Annotated in this window: 20 protein-coding genes; 7 read left to right on the top strand and 13 right to left on the bottom strand. The window is 44.2% G+C overall.

Features of this window, described 5'->3' with window-relative positions:
* Window positions 1–3: 3 nt before the first annotated feature.
* Complete coding sequence (gene ohr / locus A3K86_RS19145; protein ID WP_068335175.1) at window positions 4–432, bottom strand: organic hydroperoxide reductase Ohr; 429 nt, start codon at window positions 430–432, stop codon at window positions 4–6.
* 201 nt (window positions 433–633) lie between these two features.
* Between ohr and ohrR the strand changes: the two genes are divergently transcribed.
* Complete coding sequence (ohrR, locus tag A3K86_RS19140; RefSeq protein WP_068335173.1) at window positions 634–1074, top strand: transcriptional regulator OhrR; 441 nt, start codon at window positions 634–636, stop codon at window positions 1072–1074.
* A gap of 77 nt (window positions 1075–1151) precedes the next feature.
* Here ohrR and A3K86_RS19135 read toward each other — a convergent pair whose 3' ends face one another.
* The 3 genes from A3K86_RS19135 to A3K86_RS19125 are packed head-to-tail and all read right to left on the bottom strand — an operon-like array spanning window position 1152 to window position 4110.
* Complete coding sequence (locus A3K86_RS19135; RefSeq protein WP_068335171.1) at window positions 1152–1910, bottom strand: ABC transporter ATP-binding protein; 759 nt, start codon at window positions 1908–1910, stop codon at window positions 1152–1154.
* Window positions 1907–2956, bottom strand: a complete 1050-nt coding sequence (locus A3K86_RS19130) for a FecCD family ABC transporter permease (protein ID WP_068335168.1) — start codon at window positions 2954–2956, stop codon at window positions 1907–1909. Before A3K86_RS19130 ends, A3K86_RS19135 begins: the two co-directional genes overlap by 4 nt.
* Window positions 2953–4110: an ABC transporter substrate-binding protein gene (locus A3K86_RS19125; protein WP_068335165.1), complete on the bottom strand. Its 1158-nt coding sequence runs from the start codon at window positions 4108–4110 to the stop codon at window positions 2953–2955. The genes A3K86_RS19130 and A3K86_RS19125 overlap by 4 nt, the downstream gene beginning before the upstream one ends.
* A 476-nt stretch (window positions 4111–4586) precedes the next feature.
* Here A3K86_RS19125 and A3K86_RS19120 point away from each other — a divergent pair, with 476 nt between their 5' ends.
* The gene (locus A3K86_RS19120; RefSeq protein WP_068335161.1) at window positions 4587–5522 is read left to right on the top strand and encodes a DMT family transporter; all 936 of its coding nucleotides are present in this window, start codon (window positions 4587–4589) and stop codon (window positions 5520–5522) included.
* Window positions 5523–5531: 9 nt separating this feature from the next.
* Entirely contained in the window at window positions 5532–6995 is a 1464-nt protein-coding gene (locus tag A3K86_RS19115) for a sodium:solute symporter family protein (protein ID WP_068335159.1), read from the top strand.
* 102 nt (window positions 6996–7097) lie between these two features.
* Here A3K86_RS19115 and A3K86_RS19110 read toward each other — a convergent pair whose 3' ends face one another.
* Window positions 7098–8024 (bottom strand): AraC family transcriptional regulator, encoded by a 927-nt coding sequence (locus A3K86_RS19110; protein WP_068335158.1) that lies wholly within the window; start codon window positions 8022–8024, stop codon window positions 7098–7100.
* Between the two features lie 459 nt (window positions 8025–8483).
* Here A3K86_RS19110 and A3K86_RS19105 point away from each other — a divergent pair, with 459 nt between their 5' ends.
* Complete coding sequence (locus tag A3K86_RS19105; protein WP_068335155.1) at window positions 8484–9716, top strand: serine/threonine protein kinase; 1233 nt, start codon at window positions 8484–8486, stop codon at window positions 9714–9716.
* A gap of 138 nt (window positions 9717–9854) precedes the next feature.
* Here A3K86_RS19105 and A3K86_RS19100 read toward each other — a convergent pair whose 3' ends face one another.
* Window positions 9855–10844 carry an ROK family protein gene (locus tag A3K86_RS19100; protein WP_068335152.1) on the bottom strand — a complete coding sequence of 330 codons (990 nt, stop codon included), beginning with the start codon at window positions 10842–10844 and terminating at the stop codon, window positions 9855–9857.
* A 292-nt stretch (window positions 10845–11136) separates the two neighbouring features.
* Here A3K86_RS19100 and A3K86_RS19095 point away from each other — a divergent pair, with 292 nt between their 5' ends.
* The gene (locus A3K86_RS19095) at window positions 11137–11349 is read left to right on the top strand and encodes an acetyltransferase (RefSeq protein WP_068335150.1); all 213 of its coding nucleotides are present in this window, start codon (window positions 11137–11139) and stop codon (window positions 11347–11349) included.
* Window positions 11350–11450: 101 nt separating this feature from the next.
* Here A3K86_RS19095 and A3K86_RS19090 read toward each other — a convergent pair whose 3' ends face one another.
* From A3K86_RS19090 to A3K86_RS19080, 3 genes are read right to left on the bottom strand one after another with little or no spacing between them, the layout of a single operon-like run.
* Window positions 11451–12041: a PqiC family protein gene (locus A3K86_RS19090; protein WP_068335149.1), complete on the bottom strand. Its 591-nt coding sequence runs from the start codon at window positions 12039–12041 to the stop codon at window positions 11451–11453.
* Window positions 12041–13690: an intermembrane transport protein PqiB gene (gene pqiB / locus A3K86_RS19085; protein ID WP_068335146.1), complete on the bottom strand. Its 1650-nt coding sequence runs from the start codon at window positions 13688–13690 to the stop codon at window positions 12041–12043. The genes A3K86_RS19090 and pqiB overlap by 1 nt, the downstream gene beginning before the upstream one ends.
* The gene (locus A3K86_RS19080; protein WP_068335144.1) at window positions 13683–15038 is read right to left on the bottom strand and encodes a paraquat-inducible protein A; all 1356 of its coding nucleotides are present in this window, start codon (window positions 15036–15038) and stop codon (window positions 13683–13685) included. Before A3K86_RS19080 ends, pqiB begins: the two co-directional genes overlap by 8 nt.
* A 306-nt stretch (window positions 15039–15344) precedes the next feature.
* Between A3K86_RS19080 and A3K86_RS19075 the strand changes: the two genes are divergently transcribed.
* The gene (locus tag A3K86_RS19075) at window positions 15345–15971 is read left to right on the top strand and encodes a hypothetical protein (RefSeq protein ID WP_068335142.1); all 627 of its coding nucleotides are present in this window, start codon (window positions 15345–15347) and stop codon (window positions 15969–15971) included.
* Window positions 15972–16064: 93 nt separating this feature from the next.
* Here A3K86_RS19075 and A3K86_RS19070 read toward each other — a convergent pair whose 3' ends face one another.
* Window positions 16065–16553 (bottom strand): hypothetical protein, encoded by a 489-nt coding sequence (locus A3K86_RS19070; RefSeq protein WP_068335140.1) that lies wholly within the window; start codon window positions 16551–16553, stop codon window positions 16065–16067.
* A gap of 483 nt (window positions 16554–17036) precedes the next feature.
* Between A3K86_RS19070 and A3K86_RS19065 the strand changes: the two genes are divergently transcribed.
* Entirely contained in the window at window positions 17037–19022 is a 1986-nt protein-coding gene (locus A3K86_RS19065) for a bifunctional metallophosphatase/5'-nucleotidase (RefSeq protein WP_068335138.1), read from the top strand.
* A gap of 174 nt (window positions 19023–19196) precedes the next feature.
* On the opposite strand, the gene A3K86_RS19060 is transcribed toward A3K86_RS19065, so the two are convergent.
* From A3K86_RS19060 to A3K86_RS19050, 3 genes are all read right to left on the bottom strand, one after another.
* Complete coding sequence (locus tag A3K86_RS19060; RefSeq protein ID WP_068335135.1) at window positions 19197–19862, bottom strand: GAD-like domain-containing protein; 666 nt, start codon at window positions 19860–19862, stop codon at window positions 19197–19199.
* Window positions 19863–20162: 300 nt separating this feature from the next.
* Window positions 20163–20510, bottom strand: a complete 348-nt coding sequence (locus A3K86_RS19055; protein ID WP_068335133.1) for an immunity protein YezG family protein — start codon at window positions 20508–20510, stop codon at window positions 20163–20165.
* Window positions 20507–24910 (bottom strand): DNA/RNA non-specific endonuclease, encoded by a 4404-nt coding sequence (locus A3K86_RS19050; protein WP_068335130.1) that lies wholly within the window; start codon window positions 24908–24910, stop codon window positions 20507–20509. The genes A3K86_RS19055 and A3K86_RS19050 overlap by 4 nt, the downstream gene beginning before the upstream one ends.
* Window positions 24911–24917: the final 7 nt, after the last annotated feature.

The raw sequence follows: 24917 nt of genomic DNA, 5'->3' as shown, positions 1-24917 counted from the left end.
ATATTACGCGATCAAAGGCTCACCGTTAACAGTCACCTCAACGTCAATGTTTCCGCGTACTGCATTTGAATAAGGGCATACTTGATGCGCTGTTTTCACCAATTGTTGCGCTGCTTCCATTGGCATATCTAACTCAACGTGCAGACTTACCGTTAACGCAAAGCCACCCGCTTCGTTAGCACCAATACCCACTTTTGCAGACACAGGCGCACTTTTTAGTGGCTGCTTTGCCATGTTTGCCACATGCAAAATAGCATTAGAAAAACACGCTGAATAACCCGCAGCAAACAGCTGCTCAGGGTTTGTTGCTTCACCGCTACCGCCCATTTCTTTCGGGTAACTAAGTGCTAAATCAAGCTTACCATCGTCTGTTTTCACCTGACCGTTACGACCTGCAAGTGCTGTAGCTGTTGTTGTGTATAGGGTTTTCATGTCTGTCTTCCTTTTTGATTTTGTGTATCAGCGCGTTAGCTCATGCTTATCACTGATTGATATTCATTGAGTCTCTTAAATCACCTTTGATTGCCAGCAATTAGATTGCGCGCAATTAATTTGCAATTATTAAACTCGATCTCATGAACAAATGCAAGTATATTGTGCGCAATCAATTTGCATTTTTTATGAGTACCGCAAATGAGCAAACCAAACCGAGACGATTTATTGCTAAACAAACAAATTTGTTTTTCACTCTACAGCGCGACAAATGCCATGACCCGCGCCTATCGCCCCTTGCTCAACCAACTCGATCTCACCTACTCACAATACTTAGCTATGCTGGTTTTGTGGGAACAAAATGGAATTAACGTCAAAGCCTTAGGTCACCAACTGCATTTAGACTCGGGCACCCTGACCCCATTGTTAAAACGCATTGAAACCAAAGGGTTAGTAGAGCGTCGTCGTTGTGATCACGACGAGCGTGCTCGCGTACTTTTCTTAACTAGTGCCGGTAAAGCTCTAAAGCAACAAGCAGAATCTATCCCAAGTGAAATGATGTGCAAGAGCAAGCTATCCGTTGAAGAACTCACCCAACTGAAAGCAACCTGCGATAAGCTTTTTGAGCAATTAACCAAGTAACGGCTCGCTCAAATCCGCCCTAAAAGAAAAGCCAGAGCAAATGCTCTGGCTTACAAACCTAGAATTTAAAGCGTTACTTAGCTCGCTTGCTGATGCTTCATGACTACCACAGGGCGCTGTTCGACCATTATGATATGCGAATCGACATCGAATAAATCCCATATCAACTGCGATGTGATTGCATTGTTAGGGCTGTCATAAGCAAATAACTTACCTTGATGAAGCGCGGCTATTTTATCTGCGTATTGGATTGCAAGGTTTAAATCATGGATCACCATAAGTACACAAGCACCCTGCGTTTTAGCGTAATGCTGAACATAATTTAATAACCGCAATTGATTTTGCATATCTAATGCTGATGTCGGTTCATCCAACAACAGCACTTTCGGCTGATTGATGATCGCCTGCGCTAATCCCACCATCTGGCTCTCGCCACCCGATAAATCGGTACAGCTCTTATTAGCCAAATGCAAAATACCCATCTCTTTTAACAGTGCTAACCCAGTTTCGGCACTGTTTTTCTTGGCGAGTAACGAACCAGAATCAATGTTGAGCGTTGTGATCAACAACTCAATCACAGTGATACAAGCTGAGATCCTATGGTCTTGCGGCAAATAGCCGATATCGTGCAAAGTCAGCGGTCGTTCGCAGTATTGAATATGCGCGGGGTGGTGGCGAAGTAAGGTGGTCATCTGGCGTAATAACGTCGACTTTCCAGCGCCATTCTTACCAATTAATGCGACCATTTCACCACTGAAAATACGAGGGATCGTGAGCTCATCCAGCACTTGGTGTTTGCCAAAAGTGACCGACACCTTAGTAATATCTAGACTCATGCGAAACGCCCTCCTTTCTTAATGATCAGGAAGATAAAGAAAGGGATACCAACAATCGACATCACCACAGTGAGCGGCAAAATAATCCCTGGCATGATGGCTTTACTGGCTATCGAAGCAAGCTCAAGCAGCACTGCGCCAACAAGAAAGGAGGCGGGTAAAAAGAAACGTTGATCTTCCCCCAGCACCATACGTGCTATGTGCGGAGCGACTAAACCAACAAAACCGACCGCTCCTACAAAAGACACGGACAGCGAAGTGATCACCGACACCAGCAATAAGGTTTTCATTCGTAAAAACTTTACGTTGATCCCCATCGCTTCTGCTCGTTCAGTACCAATTTTAAGGCTAGATAAGCGCCAAGCATCTTTCATCATGATGATTAGCACGATAGGCAATACGATAGCGAGTGCGGTTATTTTCTCCCAACTGCCGCGATCTAACGAGCCCATTTGCCAAAACACCAAGGTTTGCAGCTGGGTTTCACTGGCAATGTACTGCATCATAGTTAGCAGACTGTCGTACGCAAACATGACGGCAACCCCGAATAGCATTACCCCTTCAATCGAAATTCGCTTGGCCGAAGCAATGCCTGCAATCAAAAACGTGGTGAGTAAACACATCACAAATGCCATTACGGCAATTTGATATTGTTCCGGAATAAAAGGAATGGCAATTACGTTGGTGATCACTAAAGAAGCGCCAAAACCTGCGGCAGCTGAAACACCGAAGGTATACGGGTCCGCCAAAGGGTTATTCAGCGTGGTTTGCATTTGTGCTCCCGCTAATGCAAGTGCGCCCCCCACAAAAGGAGCCATCAGTGACATCGGCATACGAATGTCCCACACGATGATCTGACCCGCAATCGGGCTATGGCTCGGGTCAAAAATAGCCTTTATCACTTCGCTCAAGGTTAAGCCTTGCGAACCAATCAACACATCCGCAATGACGCACACGATGCTCAAAACAAAGAAGGCTGCTAACGCAACCTTCTTCTTGTTGTTACGAGCAAGATGAGCGTTTAACTCAAGTTGCACAGTACTCACTTCGCCAGTACCTCTGCGTTAGATTGACCAAAGGTGCCACTCACAGTGCGCGCGCCAAACTTAAGGTTCATTTCTTCAAAAGTGCTTTCAGGATCAAGCGAAGCAAATACCTCAGGGTGCAGCCATTTTGCAAAGTATTCCATTGCCACTAGGTTATACGGTGAGTTGTAAAATGGCATGTAGATTGAGTACACATCATTATTTTGATAAGCCGTTAGCGCTTTTAACCAATTGCGATCCATCAAACGTTTGGTCGCTTGCTTGATTGCTTGGTGATTCGGGCTATAGCCAAGCGGGATACCATGCATCGGTTGCCCATCTTTATTGATCCAGCCAGTGGTTTGCATGATATAAACGTCAGGTTGCGAAGCAATCACTGTTTCAGGCGACATTTGTCCAGTGTTCGCCCCTTTTAGCGGCTCAATCGCGATATTTGTTGCATTTAAGTAGGGGATGTATGCGCCCATATTGCCTGTGGCAAAGGTACGACAGCAAGACTCTTCATACCCTGCCGCACGTTCAATGAACACTCGCTTGTTTTTACTTTCTGGATGCTGAGCCAGTGCAGCTTGTAGCGACGCAAGATGCTGGTTGTAGTAATTAGCAAACGCAGTACCTTGTTGTTCACGGTTAACGGCTTTCGCCACCACTTCAACCGATTTAACCGTGTTTTTGATCGGAGCTTCACGAAAATCTATCGCTAAGGTTTTGATGCCCGCTTGCTCTAGTTTTTCCAGTAATCCCTTTTCTTTTGCCAACTTAATATTGGATATATCAACAATGAACAGCTCTGGCTTTGGCTTCATATTGATGAAGCGCTCTGCATCAAATTCCCCTGATTTGATTTTGCCAATCACAGGGACTTTATCCAGTTTAGGGTACTGCTTGAGGTAATTCGCGTACATGCTCGGCGCTGACATACGCATATCATCACGCGCTGCAACTAAATGCTTTGCAGCATCTTGCTGATAGATGATTTCTAGCAAAGGAAAAACGCGCGCTGAAGATAAGGCAATATGCTCTGGCTGATGATCAAAAGTCACCGTTCGACCCGCCACATCTGTGACTGAAATTGGGTAATCAGCAGCTTGAGCTGAAAGAGAAAGAAGAGAGCCAAAAGATAATGTTATTAATGTTTTAGTAGTGTTGAGCACGTAAATATCCTCCTGGGGAATTATTCACGAATAGTAATGAGAGTGGTTATCGTTATAAATGATATTTATCGAAATATAAGACTACTAAAAGGATCTTTTACATCTGCTCTATAACGCGTTATCCGCGCTACAAATTGCACTCAATTGCACATTTTTCGCTCTCACTTTGTACCTTTGTCTGTTCACACTTTTTATTGGCTCGGCAGTAATTAGCAACTCGACGGCAGGTTTTGGCTAGTTATCCCCCATGGCTTCACCGATGATATTCACAGCACACAAGCCCGTATAAATTTTCATGCCAAAAACGGCATTAAGAAGGGAAATCAAATGCTAACAGGATATTGGTCAATCGATGCATTCATCACAGCGAACATTCTTTTGTGCCTGATCGTTGCTGTCATTTTTGGTTATAACCAGATCACCAAGGGTGGAATGCTTTGTGACCAATCAAGTGAACAGGATCAAAGGAGTAAGTCATGAATACCAAAACCTTGGGCTATTCCACCATGATAGTCTCAGCAGCCCTGATGGGATGTGTTGGGTTGTTTGCCCGTAATATTAACACCAGCGGTGATGTGATCGCTTTTACCCGCATGACGGTAGGCGCATTGTGTATTTTCGCCTTAATGCTTCATCAAGGTAAGTTTCACCTCATCAAATCAACCAAACTCTCACCAACCGTCGTTCTTAGTGGAGCATGTTTAGGGCTATGTTTAGCCGCCTATGTTTCCGCCACCCAATACACCACTTTGGCTAACGCGGTATTTTTGATTTACACAGGTCCGGTCTTTTCAACCGTTCTTGCAGCTATCTTCCTAAAAGAGCGGATATCGCCACTCACTGGCGGTCTACTTACAGCTGTATTTATTGGCTGTTTGTTCATCATCGGCATCATCAGTTACGACCCAAATAACGGAATCACCATGTCCCTCTCGTTTTCAAAAGAGACATTTGTAGGTGACATGCTCGGTTTAGCGTCTGGCTTTGGTTATGGCTTGTACTTGTTCTTTAGTCGCTACCGTACCGATGTTAGCTCCGATTCACGTTCGTTCTTCAACTTTGTATCTGGTGCTGTGGCGATTGGGATCTGTTTTATGATCAAGCCACCATCATTAGCTGAGATGGATACCAGTTCATGGATCTGGCTACTAGCTATGGGCTTCTTCATTGGCTTTGGCGCACTCACATTACTGACCATTGCCGCGAAACACTTAAAGGCAGCAGAACTGGCTTGTGTGTCTTACCTCGAAACCGTGGTCGGGGCAGGTATCGGCATCATGATGTTTGGCGAATCACTCACCATGCTACAAACCTTAGGGGGCATTTTAGTGATCGGCGGTGGGATGGGAGAAATCGTGATTAGTATGGCGAAAAAACACCAATCCATTAAAAACGCACAGCTAGATAGCTAAGGAGCCACTATGATCACCTCATTGAACTGGGTTCTCCTCGTGGTGACGGTGATCATCATGGTTGGACTGGCGTTACACAGTAATAACATTATGAAAACCCAACAAGGCGAAGGCGGGTTTCTACTCGCCGCCAATTGCCTTGGCCCATTCATCGGCGCTGCAACCATCGTTGCCACAGGGTTTTCTGGCTGGGGGTTTATGGGCTCCCCCGGCGTCGCCTATAAATACGGTGCGATTGAGTTACTTGGTAACTTCTTTTTTGCCCCTGCCATGGTGTTTGCTGTCATTTTCTGTGCTCGCTTTCTCCATCAAAAAGCGCAAACCATGGGAAGCCTGACTATTCCTGAATACATCGCACGCAGTCACGAGGGACCAAAATCGATCAAACGCCTCACCCAAGCCCTCGCCGCTCTCATCACCATCGTTTTACTGTTAGTGTTTTTAGTAGGGCAAATCAAAGCACTCGGATTATTGGCTGGTCAATGGCTAGGCATTGATACCCAAACCGCTTCGCTATTGATGGTTGGGATCATTATCCTTTACACCTCAATAGGCGGTTTAGCAGCGGTGGCCTTTACTGACGCCTTCATGGTAATAGGCATGTGCGTCTCCGCGTTGATCATTGTTGTTACTATCTTCGCCGATCTATCGCCATCTGAGATGATTAGTGGACTAAATGCCATCGATCCTCACTTGCTCAGCCCAACCGATTCAGGGCCTTATGGCGCGAGCGTTTGGCATGTCTTCTTGGTACTCCCTTACGCTTTCATCTACAGCGCGACTTTACCTTATATGTCGGTGCGCTTTATGGCATTTGCCAAAACCACCAAACTGCACCATGTTGCTGCCTACATGACCCCCATAGCTTGTCTGCTAAGTCTTGTGCCTTTAGCCGGCCTCTATACCCGCCTCAAAATGCCAGGGCTAGAAAACCCAGACCAAGCCATGCCGGTATTCTTAACAGAGTTTCTATCACCATCAATCTCAGCGGTAGTCACTTTATTCATCTTATTTGCGATGAAATCCACCGCCAATTCGGTATTACACGCCATAGCAGGCTCGGTTTCCCACGATTTACGTCAAGCGATTTGGCCGAAATGCCGTTTATCTGATCAAGCGCTATTGCTACTTAACCGCTCTGCAGTGTGGATTTTAGGTAGCGCAGGCTTTTTGATCATGCTGCTAGCACCACCTTTCATGCTTTCAATGTTAGCTATTTTAGGTTCAGGGACTTTAATGGCAGCCTTAGTTGCCCCTACCCTACTGGCTCACTTTATTCCTGCCAATATCTACGCGGCACTAACTTCGATTGTAGTGGGCTTTGGTGCTGGGTGTATTTTCTTTTTCTACTTCAACCTTGGTTGGGTCGAAGCACCTATTTATTCCTCACTGCTTGCATGTGGCAGCTACTGGGGCGTTGCCAAAGTAACGGTACTGCAAGACGACGTAATATCCTTCTCTAATCAAGCTTAATACTCAAAACTCTTACTTAATCACAAAAAAACGCTGGCATCATGCCAGCGTTTTATATTTAGTCGAGCTGCTTATCTAGCGTACATTACAGCTAAGGCAACACTAAGCTGATACCATCATCACCTCTGCCACTTGTTTTTGTAGCTGCCCAGTTACCGCTTTACTCACTTCTATATCTTTACGCATATCAATATGATTGGCGCGATATTCTCGCGGTGTGACCCGTAATAAACTTTTAAACTTAGCATTAAAATTAGAAAGCGATGAAAAACCAACTTCAGAGCCTATTCGTGCTATTGTCCAATCCGTTGTCACTAAATAACGAGCAGCTTGTCGAACACGTTGCTCTATTAAGTATTGACGAAAAGTGATCCCTAAATTCGCATGAAAGAAGCGCGAAAACGTGCTATCTGCCATATGTAACTTTTCCGCTAATAAAGTAACAGATAAGGGTTCAGCTAAATTATCGGCAATATATTGCTGCACTAAAGACACTCTGTTTTCAGTACGCTTGATATTGCTAATTTCAAAGCATTGTTCAATTAAATGTGTTTGTGGTGATAATTGAGATAATATTTCAAGCAGACTTAATAAATTCAACACTTGAGTAAACTCAAATGTATTTTCCATTTTATCTAAGTATTGGTGAACGGGAGTCGTTTGCTCACCAGCGGCGAAGAGTAATCCATGCTTGGCATCATCTAACATGGCTTTGATTGGCTTGAACTGTACGCTATCGACAAAAGTTTGCCCTAACGCATTCAGCCGAAAATGCAAAACATCGCAATCAATTGGTCCTGCTGGATGGGGCGAATCAAACTTGAGCCTAAAGGGGTTAAAGGGCGCTAGCAGCACCAACTGGCGCGAACGCAACCGATAGTTGTTATTCGCTAGATGCAATATACAGCCTGCAGTTTTAGGGCGGATCAATATGAAATCGGCACCAAAGATCATGTGTTCGGTTTCTTCTACTTTTTGTAAATCGAACATTAGAAACTTGGGTGTATTGGCAATAACACGTTGAGTCATGGTCGTACCTCCCTCGTCGTAAGACGATATATTTACCTGACTACAACAAACCCACCAATCTATAAGTGATCAAAATGTGATATTTAACCAAACAAACCCCACAATATGACATTAGTGTTACTTTTATAAAAATCAATTAGAGACATATTCCATTAATTAGAAAATTAACAACGTATAGTTCTGCGGCAATATCGAGCTATCAACATGTGAACAACTGTTATTAATAAGATTATTTCCCTATTTTTCATCTCAGCATAAAAACGCCAGTCGTCAGCATTAAATGACTATTTCATGCCATCAATTTGCGGGATAGTAATTCTATTGAAGAGCACAGCAAAGTTCATGCTCATCAACACTAACAATTCCCATTGAATAATATTGACCACGAGTTTAACCAGAGCGAATTCAGGTCATCATTTTACTCAATAATATCATTACTATTATATTGGAGATTTTGTAATGAGTATTTCCAACGATCTATATCCAAATGCTTCTTTGCCTCTAGAAAGAAAAGATTCTGGCGTACCTTATGTTCGCCAAGGACTACACGTTGAGTCTTATAATGACTTTGACCCACTTCGTCACGTTATCGTGGGTATTGCTGATAACCAACACATTCCTGAAGCTTGCCCGGCAAGTAATGAAAAAATCCCTGCGGATTCACCAATGCGCGGTGGCAAAGCGGGTCGCCGAACTCAAGAAACCATCGACCGTGCTAACGAATGCCTAAACGGCTTTGCCAAGACCTTAGAAGATCGCGGCATTATCGTAGACCGCCCAGGAGCTGTAGACTGGCACGATCGCATCACAACACCAGATTTCACCATTAGTTCAGGCTTTGGCTGTATGCCACCTCGCGACTGCCTATTAACCATGGGTAAAAGCATTCTGATGGCACCGATGAGTTTCCGTAGCCGTTACTTTGAATATCTCGCTTATGTTGATCTTCTACGCGAATACTTCGAATCAGACCCTGAGTGTTTAATTGAACAAGCACCGCGCCCTCGCCTATCTGACGATAGCTTCCGTATGGATTACGTCGCCGCGTACGAATTCTTATCAGATGAAGAAACCATGGCGCGCTCTCTTCGCAAAGAGTACAGCACCAAGGAGACAGACATCTTATTCGATGCTGCTGACGTTATGCGTTTGGGTAAAGATATCTTTGTTCAACACGGCTTAACCACTAACCTTGCTGGTATTCGCTGGATCAAGCGTAAATACGAACCTCAAGGCTACCGCGTTCATACGCTCAGCTTTGAAGATAACCACCCAATCCATATTGATGCGACCTTCTGTCCGCTTCGCCCTGGCTTGATGTTATTGAACCCACACCGTCCGCTATTTAAAGGTCAGCGTGAAATCTTTGAGAAGAATGGTTGGGAAATTGTGGAAGCCGTGGCACCAGCATGGGATAACCCACCACCACTATGCTACTCAAGTACATGGCTATCTATGAACACCTTGATCCTTGACCATAAAACTGTGTGTGTTGAAGCATCAGAAACAGGTCAGATGGAACAATTCGACAAACTGGGCTTTGAAGTGGTTCCTGTGGATCTTCGTGATGCTTATGCATTTGGTGGTGGTCTCCACTGTGCAACCGCCGATGTGTGGCGTGAAGGTACCTGTGAAGACTACTTCGCGCACCAATTCACTGGTGCTCATAGCATTGAGCATTGGGAATACTAGTCGTCATTGGCTAGCTGTTATTGGAACTAAGCAAATGGCTTCTTCGGAAGCCATTTTTTATTTAATGCGCTATCGCTTGGGAGCACCATTTGCCATCAAGCTTCAAGGGACTTTCAGCTCCGCAATTAACTACTGCTGCTATTCGCCACCAGCATGATTGGCTACCAACATGGCAGCACCAAAAACACCAGCGCTATCACCAAGGGCTGGTTTAACAATTTTAGTCGCCAACCTCGGGTTAAACAGGTGCGGTAAAATCGCTGCTTCTGCGCCTTGATAAAGCTCATCAATATTTCCGACTCCACCACCGATGACGATCACATCAGGATCCAGCACATTGATGATTGGAGCGACTGCCAAACCAAACTGATTCACTAACCGAGTTAAGGTATGCTTTGCCGCTGGCGTTCCAGCACGCGCTTGAGCCACGATCTCAGGTAAAGTCAAATGATGTACTTCGCAAGCTCCATCACTGGTAGGTTTAGGTTCAAACGCATGGTGTGTAAGACGCGCGTGATAAGCTTCAAGCCCCGGTCCTGACAATACTGTCTCAACACATCCTTTCTTGCCGCAATAGCAAGCAACACCATCAGGCTCTAATACGTTGTGTCCCCACTCGCCAGCGATACCATGACACCCATGAAGTACCTTACCGTTCACCACAACGCCAGCACCAACGCCGGTTCCCATGATGATGCCAAACACAGTTTCAGCCTGTGGTGCCACTTGCGGCACAATACCCATTTTAGTTTCAGCTAACGCAAAACAATTGGCATCGTTGGCTATCACTACCTCAACACCTAGCAATTGCGATAAATCTCGATCAAGGGGCTGATCGTTAAGCACGGTTGAATTGCAATTTTTCATGACCGCCGTGATAGGGTCGAGCGTCCCCGGTGTGCCAAAACCTATACTATGCGGGTAATGCCCCACCAATTTTGCACATCGTTCAACGAGACGTTTAATTTGTTGCAAGATATGTTGATAACCTTTGTCTCGCTCAGTCGCGATACGCTCACGAACGACGCAATCAAATCCTTCACTGCTTAGCACTGCACACTCAATTTTGGTGCCACCTAAATCTATTCCCCAAAGATACGATTGAGGTTGAGAGGGAGTATGTTCCATCCTGAACTCCACTTATGGTTCCATCTTGTAATTGTATGATGCGATATATAGATCCCCAACAAACACCCATTGTGAAATAACAAAAGAGTGATCGAGGCTGCTATTAAGCCTTCATAGCTAAAAACAAAGGTGCTGCACAGCGATCAAACAAAGCCATTGAAGCTACTTACTTTTTTCTGACCAAACTAACCGCGATAAATGAGAGAGCTCCCCAGACGCTTTGTCATGAGTCGCAGATATACCAAAATCAACCATAATTAGGGATACCAAGAGACAGGAAGGAGAAGGCACGATGTTCCTTAAAGAAACACGCTCTGGCGATTTGGTGGATGTAATTGATATGTCTTCGCTCACCAACCCATTTAACCAACAGGTGACAGTACAATATCAATCAGGCGAAGATTTGGCCGACCCCGTCGCCATAGATAAACAACAACTCGCCTTCCCTTCTGGTGAGCAACTGCCTGAATGCTGGTTAAACGGCTATTACCGCATAAAGCAGTAGGCACTCAATCGTGCCTACTCGTGCTAACAACTATCAGTATTTGATCAGCCTTACTCGCGGAAATGAAACGTCGTTATGTAAGGCTCATCAACATCGGTAATTTATTTCAACGCCACGCGCTGAGCGATTTGAGTCGTCAGTTGATCAACCCCTTTCGACAATGCACTAACTTGGGCGTCGTAGCCATCTTGGCTTAAAGGAACGCGCAACGAAAATGGATATACGCCTTGCAGCTTACCGCTGGCATCAATCAACAAATACTCACCGCTAAGCACTGCATCCCCAGAATAATGCCCATTAAACTGAGTGAACTTTACCTGTAATTTCGCCAGTCCAGCGGATGATAACGCAGGAGTCAGTTCGCTTGGCCAATACTTGGTTTGCTTACCTCGTAAATCGGTAGTGATGCGCTGCGTTAACTGCTGAGCGATACTGTCTGCCCACGTATTGTGCTGCGCTTGAATCACCTCTGTATCACTGGTTTGATACACCAACCCCATACCCGATAAGTGCGCTGCCATCTCAACAGGGCGAACCACCAATAGAGGTTGATTCACGCGTTGCGGCATCACAGCTGCGACCGTGTTTGAGGCAATCGGTAAAATATAGGTTGCCCGTAGATCTTGAGGCTGACTGCTACATCCTACCAAGGTGCTCAATGCCATAGCGCTACCCAATAGCCATGCTTTCATTATTTTTGTCCTCGCGCTGCTGGGATCGGATCTCGTGTCGATTCCCCACTAAATATCAATGAGTTTGGTTTTTCATTTAATTGTCTTAGCACTGGCTCAAGCTCGGCCATTACATTTTCAAACCGCGCCAATGCCTGCTCTAAGTTTTGATATGGCGCAGCATCAGGGCCAAAGCCATTCAGTGTGGTCTGAATTTCTTGCAAGCTCTTACGCACATCAGCAGGAATTGCCTGCGTGTCTTTTTGCGACAAAAGTTTATTAAGCGAATCCGCCACTTTCTGCGCTGAGCGCATCGTCTGCTGAGACGCAACCAAGCTGTTATTCAACGAGCCTAATGTTTGTTCTAGCGGTAAGTTATTAAACTTATCCAACAAGGTAGTGACTTGCTTTTGGATCTCAGCGAAACCGCCAGCTTGTGTTGGGAAAATGTCGTAATCTTTATAACGCTTAACATCATAATTATCTGCTTTCTCATACACTTCAGTATCAATAAACAATGCCCCGGTTAAGAAACTCCCTGTTTTCAAACTGGCTCTTAGACCTTGATTAAACTCTTTATCTAAACTGCGTTTCAGCGCCAGTAAATCCGCTTCCCCCACATTGTTATAGATTCGACCAAGCTCGATACGCACTAACACTGGAATTTGCTTAGTCGAGAAACCTTGTTCTTTCGACGGTAATTCCATAGGCACTTTCTTCACGGTACCAATACGAATACCACGATACTCCACAGGTGCGCCTGAGTTTAACCCTCGAACGGATTCATCAAACATCATCACGTACTCAAGGTATTGATCAAACACCCGCTCACGAACCTGCTTCAAGTTGTTATATAGCTTGAACTTCTTAAGCTGAGTCGTCACTTGCTCTCCCGGTTCAGCCCCTTTAGGTACGCGGAAGCTCACCCCCCCAGTGATCAATGATTCCACCGAGCCAATCTTCAAATTAAAACCTTCTGCCGACATTTGTAAATCGACACCGGAAGTTAACCAGAACTTGGTGTGTTTGCGGATCAAGCTATCGTAAGGCTGAAAGATAAATAGCTGATAGTTCGCTTTACGCGTTTCAGGATCAAAACTTACTTTCTCAACCCGCCCAACCGTAAAACCTTCGTACAACACAGGATCGGTGACACTCAATTTACCTGCTTCACGATGAGTTAACACCAACCGCAGCCCTTTCGCATCAGGCGGTGCTACTGGTGGCGTTTCTAGCACGGTAAAATCGAGTTTTTCTTTCTCTTTCACACCGGGTTGTAGCTCAAGGTAAGCCCCTGATAAGAGTGTTTCTAGCCCTGAGATCCCTTCTTTACCAATCCTTGGTTTCACTACCCAGAACAAGGTATCTTCTTTGAGCATGCGCGCTGCATCTTTATTCATCTGCGCGGTAGCAATAATGTAGCTGTAATCATCACTCAGCTTTACGCTGTTTATCACCCCAACTTTCACGTTGAGCGATTTGATTTCGGTTTTACCGACTTCAATCCCTTCCGCTGTATTGAGCTTCAAAGTCACCACAGGGCCTTTACTGCCAACGAACTGGACGAGCATCCATATCCCAATCGCCACAGCCACTAAAGGCACCAACCAAATGGTTGAAAACTGTTTCATTTTTTGTACTTCAGCCTGTGCTGGCTTGTGATCACTCATAGTGTGTATTCTCTTTTAAAGGCACTATTTCATCACTGAGGTGAGGTGCCTGCTCCTTTGTTTGTCGCTCTGTTTGATTCCAGAAGACACGTGGGTCGAAGCTCATCGCTGACAACATGGTAAATATCACGACAGCTGCAAACGACAATGCAGCAGGGCCGGGATAAATCGACATCAAATTATGTAATTGCACTAAGGCCACCAAAATGGCGACCACGAAAATATCAATCATCGACCACCGCCCAATAAACTCAGTAAGCCGATAAATCTTTAAACTTTGAATGGCTTGTCGTGTTGAGCTGTGAGGATTACGACCAGCATTCACAAGCAACCAAGCTAATGCCAACATTTTTGCCAATGGGATCACCACGCTAGCAAGAAAGATCACCATAGCAATTGGGTAAGAGCCAAGTTTCCATAGCAAAACCACCCCACCCATAATGGTAGAGCCGTCTGTTTTCCCTAAACTCACGGTATACATCATGGGGTACAAATTAGCAGGGATATAAAACACAACAGATGTGATCAATAGCGCCCAAGCACGATGCAAACTGTGCTGCGGTGAATACGGATGTAGCCGACTACCGCAGCGCACACAACGCGTATGCTTTTGGCTGTGATCAACAGGTACATTTAGCTGCGAACAAACATGGCAGGATTCATGATTACCTGTGATATGGCTATCACCTTCTTTCACCCCTTCCAGTGCCACCAAAGGCTGTAACTGATGCCACAACCAAGTGCGGTCAACCATAGATACAAACTTCACCACCAGCATGGTGTAGATACAAAACGCCCAAAACGACATCCCGAGCCCGATATCAGCCAAAGAAGCGATCTTGATTAAACTGACTAAAACGCCGATCAAAAACACATCAACCATTAACCATGGCTCAACCCGAAATACTGTTCTCGCCAATCGCTTTAGCATGGGTTTGGATTCGAAAGCCAATCGCTGTTGCTGAATCTGCTGCGCTTGACGATACAAATACATCACAATCGCGATATAGCCACCAGGCAGCGCTACCACCGTCAGCAGCAACAACATTGCCAATAAGCTATTTTCAAAGTGCTGCAACATCTCTGCTGCGTGTAGCAAGGTGATATTCTGGCTCAACCCTTGAACACTGAACGACATAAAAGGAAAGCTCAGGCTCAACATCAACATCACCAAGGTCGCACTACCATAGGCAAGCGGCTTTTGAAATGGATGGTCAATATGCTTAACCACACCATGATGGCATCGTGGACACGTTGCCTTTTGCCCTTCAACCAACTCAGGCACCGCCATCACTAAGCCACACTCTTCACAGGCAATTTTGGCGTCAGTTTTAAAATGCTTTGTCATAAGTTGAACATACCTGTGAGATAACCCTGTGATCTGATTATAGAAAAGATTTAATGGTCGTTTGTTTCTCATCGCTTTGCATGCATCAAGAGAGAGAAATCACCGTAACGAACCACAAATTGCGAAAACTATAGCAATAGAAAGTTAAACCATTAATAAAACCTTTTTATCGTCAAGCGTACTTATCTCTATCGATACAGAACCTAATTTAGCCATTTAATCGCAAAGCAATTTTTGACTTTCTTTCTACGGTTTTATTCGCCATAATAGCACCAATAAAAAACATCGTTCAATAAGACAGATAACATGGAAAGAAAAATCAGCTTACTTCTAGGAACGGCTTTACTGCTCACAGGGTGCAATACCACCGCAACCAATGACCCAAATACCTTCGTATCAGAGTGTAGCTATAGTGAATTACAAGGCGATAAGCCCTTACAGTTCAAAGTAACAGGGCAAAAGCAGGCGACACTGAACGGCATCATTTGCTCTGGCTCTCTCGATGCTTACTACAACATGCTGGCAACCTTCCCTTTTATCGAAAAATTCAACATAGAGACTATTGCTGGCAGCGCGGATGATGAAACCAACCTCTTGCTTTCTACCACACTTCACCAAGACGGCATTAACACTCACTTAAAAGCAGGAGGCATGATTGCAAGTGGTGGTACGGATCTATTTTTAGCGGGAGTTAAACGCTCTGCTGAAGATACAGAGCCTAAAATCGGCGTGCATAGTTGGTCTGACTCTGAAGGAAGGGCGGGAAATGAAATTCCACGTGATGATGCAGAGCACCAAAGCTATCTGAACTACTACCAAGCGATCGGGATTGATCCTGAGTTCTATTGGTACACATTAAATGCTGCACCTGCAGAGAACATGCATTGGATGACTCGTGATGAGATTGCCCACTATCAGGTGTTAACGCCTTAAATCCTCATTCAATCCACACGCTCAGTTCAAATGACAAGCATAAAAAAACCACTGGTAAGCCAGTGGTTTTCAATGCTATCTAATTTAAAGGTATTAGATACCTGCACGTTTAAGCAGACCAGCCATCAATGGTGAGCTTGCTTTCACTTGCTTAGACTTATTTTTAAATTCACGCGCTAAAGCGGTATCGTGCATTTCATTAGCGATATGGATCATAGACTGATACATATCACGCGGGCTCTTGATACGCTTAGTGTCGTTCAGTGGGCTAATGATTTTCACCACGTCGTTACCCGTTTTCTTGTTGGTATTCGCATACTCAAGAACAGAATCAAGTAGCTTATCCAAATCAAGCATGAACTCAGAGCTTTCTACGCCCTGCTTTTGCATCTCTTTAAGATTGCGTTTGCGCACCTGACCAATAATGAATGCTGGCGTATTGATTTTCTTGTAACCAAAGAATCCCGCCAAAACAAGTAACGCGACACCGCCCGCAACATAGCCCCAGATAGAACCAGAAGACTCGGCAACAGGTTGGATTACTTCAGCGGCAGTGGTAACAGATGCTGGTACATCAGACATATTCGTAACCTTTATTACTTCTACAATTACTTCACTGGCAACAGTATGCACTCATTGCGGCAATAACCATGCGTTTTATCAATTTTTACGTTAAATTGAGTGACGCACTTCAAGGTTTCAAGAATAAATCCGCTTTTATGGCTGCATAATTCCAGAGCTACAGCCCAGTATTTATGCCGCTTTGCGCTACATTGCTCCCGCGTATTTAGGCATTGTGCCTTATCACTACCTCATTTATCCAAGTCCCATTATTCATAAACCACCCAACAAGTGACAACGTCACACAGACTAATCATTTCAAGAGTCAATGATTGGCTTGTAACCAACTGTAATTTTACGAACTGAGTTTGATATTTTTGCAATTGTCTGAGTGTTTCATCTGCTATATAGTGCCCGCGCACACTATTAAGTGGATTTTCAACAAAGAACCAACAGTAAAAGCTTCTTTTTGATCCACATACAGATAATTATAAAGGTAACCTCATGACGTTTTCTAAGCCTCTACTGGCTATGTCAGTGATGGTAGCCCTATCAGGCTGCTCACTTAGCTCATCACCAGTAAACGACAACTTCACGCTAACCGTCGCTCACATCAACGATACCCATTCTAACTTTGACCCTGTTAAATCGAGCTTCAAAGCAAACGATACCCTTGTTTACAACGAGTTTGGTGGCTATCCACGTTTGATGACCATGGCTGAAGAGTACAAGCAAGCAGCAAAAGATAACAACGACAGCTTCTTGTTCCTTCATGGTGGTGACGCTTGGCAAGGCAGTGCATACTTCAAACTCAACGAAGGTGCAATGAATGCAGAGCTACTGAGCCGCATGGGTCTTGATGCTATGGCGCTTGGTAACCATGAGTTCGACCTGAATAACGCTAAACTAAACCAGTTCATTAGCGATATTAACTTCCCGGTATTAGCCGCTAACGTAGATATCAGCAAAGACCCAGATCTAAAAGGTCAAACCAACCTCAAGCCTTACATTATCTTTGCCTTCGATGGTAACGAAAAAGTTAAAGTCGACGACATCAACAACCTGCCTAAAGATAAAGATCTTGTCGCGGTATTTGGTATTGCGCTGGATGACATGCCAAATCTGTCACCAAACACGGGTAAAGTAGAATTCCATAACATGGTGGAATCTTCACAAGCCACTGTTGATATGCTGCAAGCCAAGGGCATTAACAACATCGTCGCTGTAACCCATATCGGTAATGCAGTAGACCTTGATGTTGCCTCGAAAGTTAATGGTATCGACCTGATCGTTGGTGGTCACTCACACACGCTACTCGGTGATTTCACCAATATTGGTCACGATCATACTGGCACATACGCACAAATGGTGACCAACCCTAACGGCACCAGCAAAACTTGTGTTGTACAAGCAGGTCAATACGCACAAGCTATTGGTCAATTAAATGTAAGTTTCGATAAGCAAGGTACAGTGACAGAGTGTGCTGGCTTAAATACCCTGCTGAGTAACGATGAGTACTACCACTCACCAACACGCGAAGCAGAGAGTAAGTTCTCAGCGGCTGACAGTGCCAAAGTAGTGGACTTTATTGAAGGTGAAGACAATATCACCATAACAGAAGAAGAAGCTGCTATGCGTCAGCTTATTAATAGCAAATACAAACCAGCGGTTGATAAAGCCTACGGTAAAGTGATTGCCCAAGTACCAGAGGAAATTAACCACGAGCGTCGTCCTGGTGATAAAGGCACTGACGAACATGGCTCAGACGTTGCCGCAATTGTAGCTGCAGGCCAATACTACTGGGCAAATAGCCCTGAAGTCACGGCAGTAACAGGGATGAAAGTAGATTTCTCTCTTATTGGTGCAGGTGGTATCCGTACCAATATTGAGGCAGGTGAGTACCGTGAAGGTAACGTATCACTAGAAATGCTGCCATTTTCTAACTTTATGTCTGTCGTACCAGTAAAAGGTAAAGACATTAAAGATTTGATCGCTGGTGCAATCACAGCAACACTACCTGAAGGGGCGCACGCAGGTAAATTCCCATACGGTGGCAATATTCGTTATCAATTCACGGAAACAGCAGCTCATCAAAAAGGTAAACTCGACTACGTTGAAGTAATGACAGGTACGCCAGAAAACCCAAGCTGGACTGCGATCGATAACAATAAGACCTACAACGTTGCAATCAACAACTACAACGCAACAGGTAACGATGGTTGGACACCGCTATTTACCTCTCAGCAAAAAGCTTCAGGTCGCGTTGATCTCGTCTACGTCGATGGCAAGTTAACGGGCTTTAAAGTAAAAAACATCGAAGAAGTAAACGGTAAATACAAAGTACATTACCAAGGTAAAGCGCCAAACTGTAAAGCTGCGAACACCCGTTGTAACACCGATGCCCAAGGTGTTATTGATTACATCGCAGATAAACACCCTACGCTTAAACCACAAAGCTATGAAGTAGTGACCTTCAAGCGCGCTAAGTGATATAAATAACTAACAGCTCTAAGGGTCACATGAGTCATCATTTGGCCCTTTTTTATTAGTGACAATACAATCAGACGTATCAATATCAAAAAAAACTGACAACAGTAAATTTCAAGGGCTTGAATACAGAATCAAAAGCAGGATTATAACTCACAGATTAACGGATGAACGAAGTCAGCTAAAAGCTTTTCTCATAAGCGCTTTGTGATCAAGCACCTCTATTTGACCAAACTGGGCCAAAATAGAGAGGTGTGCAAAAATATTAACCTTATTAAGGTTTGCTAGCTCACTTTCACCACCAACAATTAAACTAGGCACAAAGCCAAACATTTCATCGCTACCTAATGCGCCATGTTTTTTAATACAAGCATTAAATAAAGGCTTGCCTGACTCACTGGTTATGTCGTGGCTGTCAACGCGAGCAAAACCAAAAAATCTTTCAATAGCAATATGATGTTGCTTACGCGGTTTGCCATCCTTCTCAATGATCCAGCCATTGGCGACAGTTATTTCATACTTGTAGCCTGTTTCTTCCCCCCATAAAAACAGATCACCAAAAGCGTTACGCGCTATAACATGGTAAATGTCATTATCAGGTATGTCGGTGTGCTCTAGCCATTCATCTAGGGTATCTTCATAGTCTACTGGATTAACTATCCAGAATAATCCCTGCTTAAAACCACAAAAACCATAGGCTTGCCAATATTCAAGTAGCCTATCAGGTAATTTACCTTTAAATTCTGCTATCGTAGCTGGCGAGCAAGGGGTACTGGTAAAAGGCTCACCAAAATCTTCTAAAAAACCTTCAAAATCTTCATCAAGTTTAAATTCAGTTATCATATTATTAGCTACTTATTCAAAGTTTGGCTTTAGCTTCTCTCTCATATCAAACATAGTAGCTGGTGTGATTGCAGTTGATTTAGCGCGTCGTAGCTAAAATGCAGGCGCCACGGCTATCAAAATCACACTGTTGGGTAATACCATTCGATTGGTGGCACTCAAACTCTGATCCTAGCTTGTCTCTTTGCATCTTAAGTATATCGGCACTATTGAGTTTGATAGCACTCAGTTGCCGTTAATATGATCGTGCAGCCCCACGGTACGCTCAGGTGGTATACTCAGCTTATCGTTGATTTTTGTTCACTCGTTATTTAAACGTTCAACTTCATCAAATAACGCTTGATCCCATTCAAATTCCATATTGAACTTACCTGTAGGTTCCAGTGTGAACTTGGCTCTATTCCATTTACTAAAGTTATTTTCTATTGTCATTTGATGTAAGCGATGAAAATCGTTAATGATACGTCTATCAAATTTACGAAATTTAAAAGATGTAAACAAATTATCTTTAGTTGTAAAACCACCTCCCATCTCTAAAGCATCCTCACCATAGTATTCAACATCAATATGTGATGTTATCCAGTCCTTTGACTGGATGTTTTCAAGCATATTTCCAGCTATGCTTAAATAGATTTCATCAAAACTCATAGTAACTTACCTTCAGGTTTATTTTTAAATGAGACAAATTTCTCTACACCATCTATTTCATAAAATACATCAAAAGTACTCGGCCTTTTACTATCACCATCATAAATGGCATTGATTTCAACCTCTACTTTTTTAGGTGGGTCGCCTTTTAAGGCTTTAGCCCATTTATTTTCCATCCGCTTCCATTCGCCTTTATTTAGATTGCCATCCATTGCTGCATAGTTTATTTGCTCACCCGGCCCTTTAAAGATAGAAGCAATTAAGTGCCCACCTTCATCGTCGATTAAACCATCTTTGATTCCGTGCGTTTTACCCGCTTTCGCTTGCTGATAAGTATTCCTATCTAGCTTAGATAAATCAAGCTCTCCACTTACTGATTTTACACGGCCTAAGTCATCCGTTTTATAAGTGTAATTACCTACTTTATATATCGCATTCGATTGAAGATCTTTATTCAGTGTTTTATTCCACCCGCCTTTTTTACCCGGAGCAAGTTTAATCACAGGTTCTAAATTTTTGTATGCCGGTGTCACATTCCCTTTAACTAACGACCTCGGGTTAACCACCATCCCAATCGCAGCTAAGTTACTACCAAGTCCTTCCCAGTTACGGCACTCCCAATTAGCGACAGTGTTTGCCTTCAGCTCTTGCGCTGCACCCAATGCGTCGTTGATTCGCGCATTGGTTCTATCAACTGCATGGGTGGTAAAACCAAACGGGCGAGTCATAATATCAATAGGATAGTATGCAGCATCAACTACTGTATAGAGTGTATCCCATGCTACAGCAAACGGGTCTGCGTATATTGCCTCAGCCGTTCCTGTTACCGTATCACCAAAGTACTTAGTAATCCCTCCAACTAAATACGCTGAATTTAAGAGAGCATTTCCTCCCCCCTCCTTACAACTCAACCCCAATGGATCAACCCACTGAATAGGGTTAGGTGCATAGCGGTAGTGGTTGATGCCACCGAGTAATCCAATTGGGTCTTGGTGAATGAAGCGCCCTGTCAGGGGATCATAGTAACGGAAGCGGTTGTAATGAAGTTCTGACTCCGCATCAAAATACTGCCCTTGGTAACGCAGTGGGTTTTGAATAATTTCAACAGTAACATCGGCATAGCCAAACGTTTGGTAATTCGCTTGCCATACCACTTTACCTTGCCTGTCAGTAAGAGTATGTGGCGTGCCGATATGATCTGTGTGATAGAAATAGACTTGCCCATTCTCTATCAACAAAAGAGGTGTGTAATCATCTGGCGCGTAAACATACCATCGATAACAACCTTGCTGATGCTCACCTAACAGTTGGTTGTCATCCCAAAGGAAATCTATTTCACCTTGCTCAGTAATTTTTTTACTACGGCGGCCCAAGGCATCGTATTGGTAGTCACTAATACGACTATTATGATTAGTCTGACTGAGTTGATTTAAGCCATTAAACTGTCTGAACTGCGAACAGGACTCACTACGTGATTTCGTCTGATTTCCGCATTTATCATAGCTATAAGTGCAATCTTTATAACGATGTAACCTATCTTGATACACTTCACTTTCATCAGTTTGATGATTACCAAAACCATCAAACTGATAGGCAGTTTTTGTAGCACCCTGCTCATGGTATTGCAGCTGACTTAATGCGTCATACCCAAATGATTGCTGACCACGCTGCTGATCGTGAATTCGGGTTAATTGCCCTGCATCATCGTATAAGTAATGACAGTGGTGCTCATACTCGGCACACTCTGAAGATAGACTGCTATTAACGGCTTGCCATTTTTGCTGTGCAATATACCCACGACCATCAAAATGGTGTTCTAAACAAATTCCATTAGCTTGCAGGCGACGAAGCTCTCGACCTTGATTGTCACGTTGAAACTCTAACAGCACTTCGCCATTAAATATTAACTTGGTTAACTGCTGATTATCATCATACTGATACACAAGCTTGGTGCCATCAGGCAGGGTTAAGCTGTCACGTAGCCCCTTAGCATTAAAGTGGTAATCAATACGCCAATGATCTTGCCAAACGGTTATCGGCTTATCTTCATGGCTCCATTCATAGCTGAGTCGACGAGCCGGCGTGTTGGCATTAATGCACCTACCTATTTTATCGTACTGATAATGATGACAGGTTCGCTCTCCAGTATTACAAGTCGCGTATAACTCAACAATTCTCCCCGCCGCATCACGCATCATACGTAATTGACGATGATGCTCATCAACTTCAGTCAGTTCACCGTTTGCATCGTAACGATAATGCTGTTCACGACCATCAAAGCCAACGGTACGAGATAAACGCTCATCTTCATCCCAGTCCAACTCAAAAACACACTCATCGCTTCGACGGATTGCAACAAGATTTCGTTCTAGATCGTAATCGTAATACAGCTCACTGCCATCAGCTTGAATAGTGGCTTCGGGTTGAGATAATCCCCCCCATAAGGTTTTGGTTGTTCGACCAAGCGGATCAGTATATTGGGTTACTCGCCCTGCATCATCGTATTGATAGTTATGCGTCTCACTGGCTTCATCGCTTTCAGGAAAATGATGAGTAACTTGAGTAATATTACCGCTGATATCACGAGTGAATGCCGAAACGCGACCATCAGGATAAGCGATACCATTCATCTCGCCTTTGCGATCATAACTATAACGGGTAGTGGCTTGATTATGCTGAACAGCATCAAGCAAACCTCTTTCATTCCACCAGTATTGGCGCTGCTCACCAGTCGGTAAAACATGCTCAACCACTCGGCCTTGATGATCGTAACGGTAACTTTCCTCACGCCCATCAAAATGAATGGTCGCCAGCAATAAACCCAAACTGTTAAAACGATGGAGTGTTACCTGCCCTAGCGCATTTTGCTCCTCAACACACTGACCAAAGCGGTTATAGCGATAACGGTTAATAGAGCCATCCGCCGTTTGTAACTCAGATAGCAGGCCTTGCGCGTTATAACGATAGAACGTCATACCATCATTAGGATCAATATCTGCCGTTTTAAGACCGAGCTCATTGTATCTATATTGCCAAACAGCCCCTGTAGGGCTTTCTTTTCTTAGCAACAAACCTTGGTGATCATGGGTATATCGCCATTGATGACCACGGCTATCGGTACTAATGGTGGTTTGATTTTGCTCTGAGTAATCAAATTGGTACTGGTAAACCCCTTCGTCACCAGACTGCGCGCAACACTTCGCTTTTGCCCCTTCCCCTTGCCATTCAAAGTAGTGACTAAAACCAAATGCACGAGTACGACAAGTTAATAAATGATCATCGCGATATTGATATTGCTCAGTTTGTTTTTGGCGGTTGATTGCTGAAATCAGGTTCCCCTGAGCGTCATACTGATAAGACGATAAAACGACGATAGCTTCTGACTTATCGTAATGAGGGATCTCCGTAGAAACGAGGTGACCACTCGCATCATAACGAAGCGCTAATGAATGGTAGCCATTAACATCAATACCTATCATGCGACCTGCAAGGGAATAGCGGAAGCTGTATTGTGTTGTTTGATCGATACGTAACTTATCAAGTCGCCATGCATCATGAATAAAGCTGAATTTAAGCTGTCGACCGTCTTGTAAGCGCAGTAGGTAATACTGTTGAGGGTGGTGATATAAGCTCGCGCCAGCACGTACTTGATAGCTCACCGCGCCAGGCTCTATATCGTCAAAAAAGAGTTCAGCCCCTTCGTTATCAATAAATTGCCATTGCGCTGGCGATACTTCATCCGATGGACAAAGAGTAAGCTGATAATCGTAATGACTTCGCCAGCCAAAACCTAACCCGGTATCAACATCACACAAACCTGAACGGTAAGTACGCCCCCACTCAAGCGCATACGAACCTGCAAGAACGACATCAATTAAAGGCAGGATCTCTTCACCCGTGACCATCGAAACAGGATCGCCACAAAATGAAGTAGCAGCGATAGGTACTTGTGGTGTATCCGCTCGAACAGTATCTTGACCATTCGTTGGCTCTACACCTTGTTCAGCGCCAGCCTTGGGTAACGACGACTGTTGCTCAGACGGTGGAACTTCTGGCGCTTCTTCATGAAGAATGACTGGCTTCGTTTCTGGAATCGTCACGCAAAACAGTTTTTGGCTGACCAAGGCTTGGCTAACGACCTGCAATACTTCTGTTTGGTGAGCCTTAGGATCTAACCTCGCACGCCTCGATAATGTGTAATCAACCAGCCCAGCAACAGAGATAAGATCGCGCCCATCACCGATATCGTAAAGATGCTCAAACATCTTTAATAACAAATGTACCGCGGCTGAGTGATTAAAGGTAACAGCATCAGCAACCGATACATTACCGGCACGGTTTACAAATTGATAAACCATGCCGTTACTCGCTTTGAGTTTGACGCCTATGATCTCTGCCATTACTACT

Source organism: Photobacterium jeanii (genome assembly GCF_001650345.1).
Lineage (GTDB): Bacteria > Pseudomonadota > Gammaproteobacteria > Enterobacterales > Vibrionaceae > Photobacterium > Photobacterium jeanii.
The sequence above is the reverse complement of the archived record's forward strand: the minus strand, read 5'-3'. Positions and strand labels throughout refer to the sequence as shown.

Bases quoted from the DNA above. Each gene is read 5' to 3' on its own strand.
- ohr (WP_068335175.1), bottom strand. From the start codon at position 432: ATGAAAACCCTATACACAACAACAGCTACAGCACTTGCAGGTCGTAAC.
- ohrR (WP_068335173.1), top strand. From the start codon at position 634: ATGAGCAAACCAAACCGAGACGATTTATTGCTAAACAAACAAATTTGT.
- A3K86_RS19135 (WP_068335171.1), bottom strand. From the start codon at position 1,910: ATGAGTCTAGATATTACTAAGGTGTCGGTCACTTTTGGCAAACACCAA.
- A3K86_RS19120 (WP_068335161.1), top strand. From the start codon at position 4,587: ATGAATACCAAAACCTTGGGCTATTCCACCATGATAGTCTCAGCAGCC.
- A3K86_RS19115 (WP_068335159.1), top strand. From the start codon at position 5,532: ATGATCACCTCATTGAACTGGGTTCTCCTCGTGGTGACGGTGATCATC.
- A3K86_RS19110 (WP_068335158.1), bottom strand. From the start codon at position 8,024: ATGACTCAACGTGTTATTGCCAATACACCCAAGTTTCTAATGTTCGAT.
- A3K86_RS19105 (WP_068335155.1), top strand. From the start codon at position 8,484: ATGAGTATTTCCAACGATCTATATCCAAATGCTTCTTTGCCTCTAGAA.
- A3K86_RS19100 (WP_068335152.1), bottom strand. From the start codon at position 10,844: ATGGAACATACTCCCTCTCAACCTCAATCGTATCTTTGGGGAATAGAT.
- A3K86_RS19095 (WP_068335150.1), top strand. From the start codon at position 11,137: ATGTTCCTTAAAGAAACACGCTCTGGCGATTTGGTGGATGTAATTGAT.
- A3K86_RS19090 (WP_068335149.1), bottom strand. From the start codon at position 12,041: ATGAAAGCATGGCTATTGGGTAGCGCTATGGCATTGAGCACCTTGGTA.
- pqiB (WP_068335146.1), bottom strand. From the start codon at position 13,690: ATGAGTGATCACAAGCCAGCACAGGCTGAAGTACAAAAAATGAAACAG.
- A3K86_RS19080 (WP_068335144.1), bottom strand. From the start codon at position 15,038: ATGACAAAGCATTTTAAAACTGACGCCAAAATTGCCTGTGAAGAGTGT.
- A3K86_RS19075 (WP_068335142.1), top strand. From the start codon at position 15,345: ATGGAAAGAAAAATCAGCTTACTTCTAGGAACGGCTTTACTGCTCACA.
- A3K86_RS19070 (WP_068335140.1), bottom strand. From the start codon at position 16,553: ATGTCTGATGTACCAGCATCTGTTACCACTGCCGCTGAAGTAATCCAA.
- A3K86_RS19065 (WP_068335138.1), top strand. From the start codon at position 17,037: ATGACGTTTTCTAAGCCTCTACTGGCTATGTCAGTGATGGTAGCCCTA.
- A3K86_RS19060 (WP_068335135.1), bottom strand. From the start codon at position 19,862: ATGATAACTGAATTTAAACTTGATGAAGATTTTGAAGGTTTTTTAGAA.
- A3K86_RS19055 (WP_068335133.1), bottom strand. From the start codon at position 20,510: ATGAGTTTTGATGAAATCTATTTAAGCATAGCTGGAAATATGCTTGAA.
- A3K86_RS19050 (WP_068335130.1), bottom strand. From the start codon at position 24,910: ATGGCAGAGATCATAGGCGTCAAACTCAAAGCGAGTAACGGCATGGTT.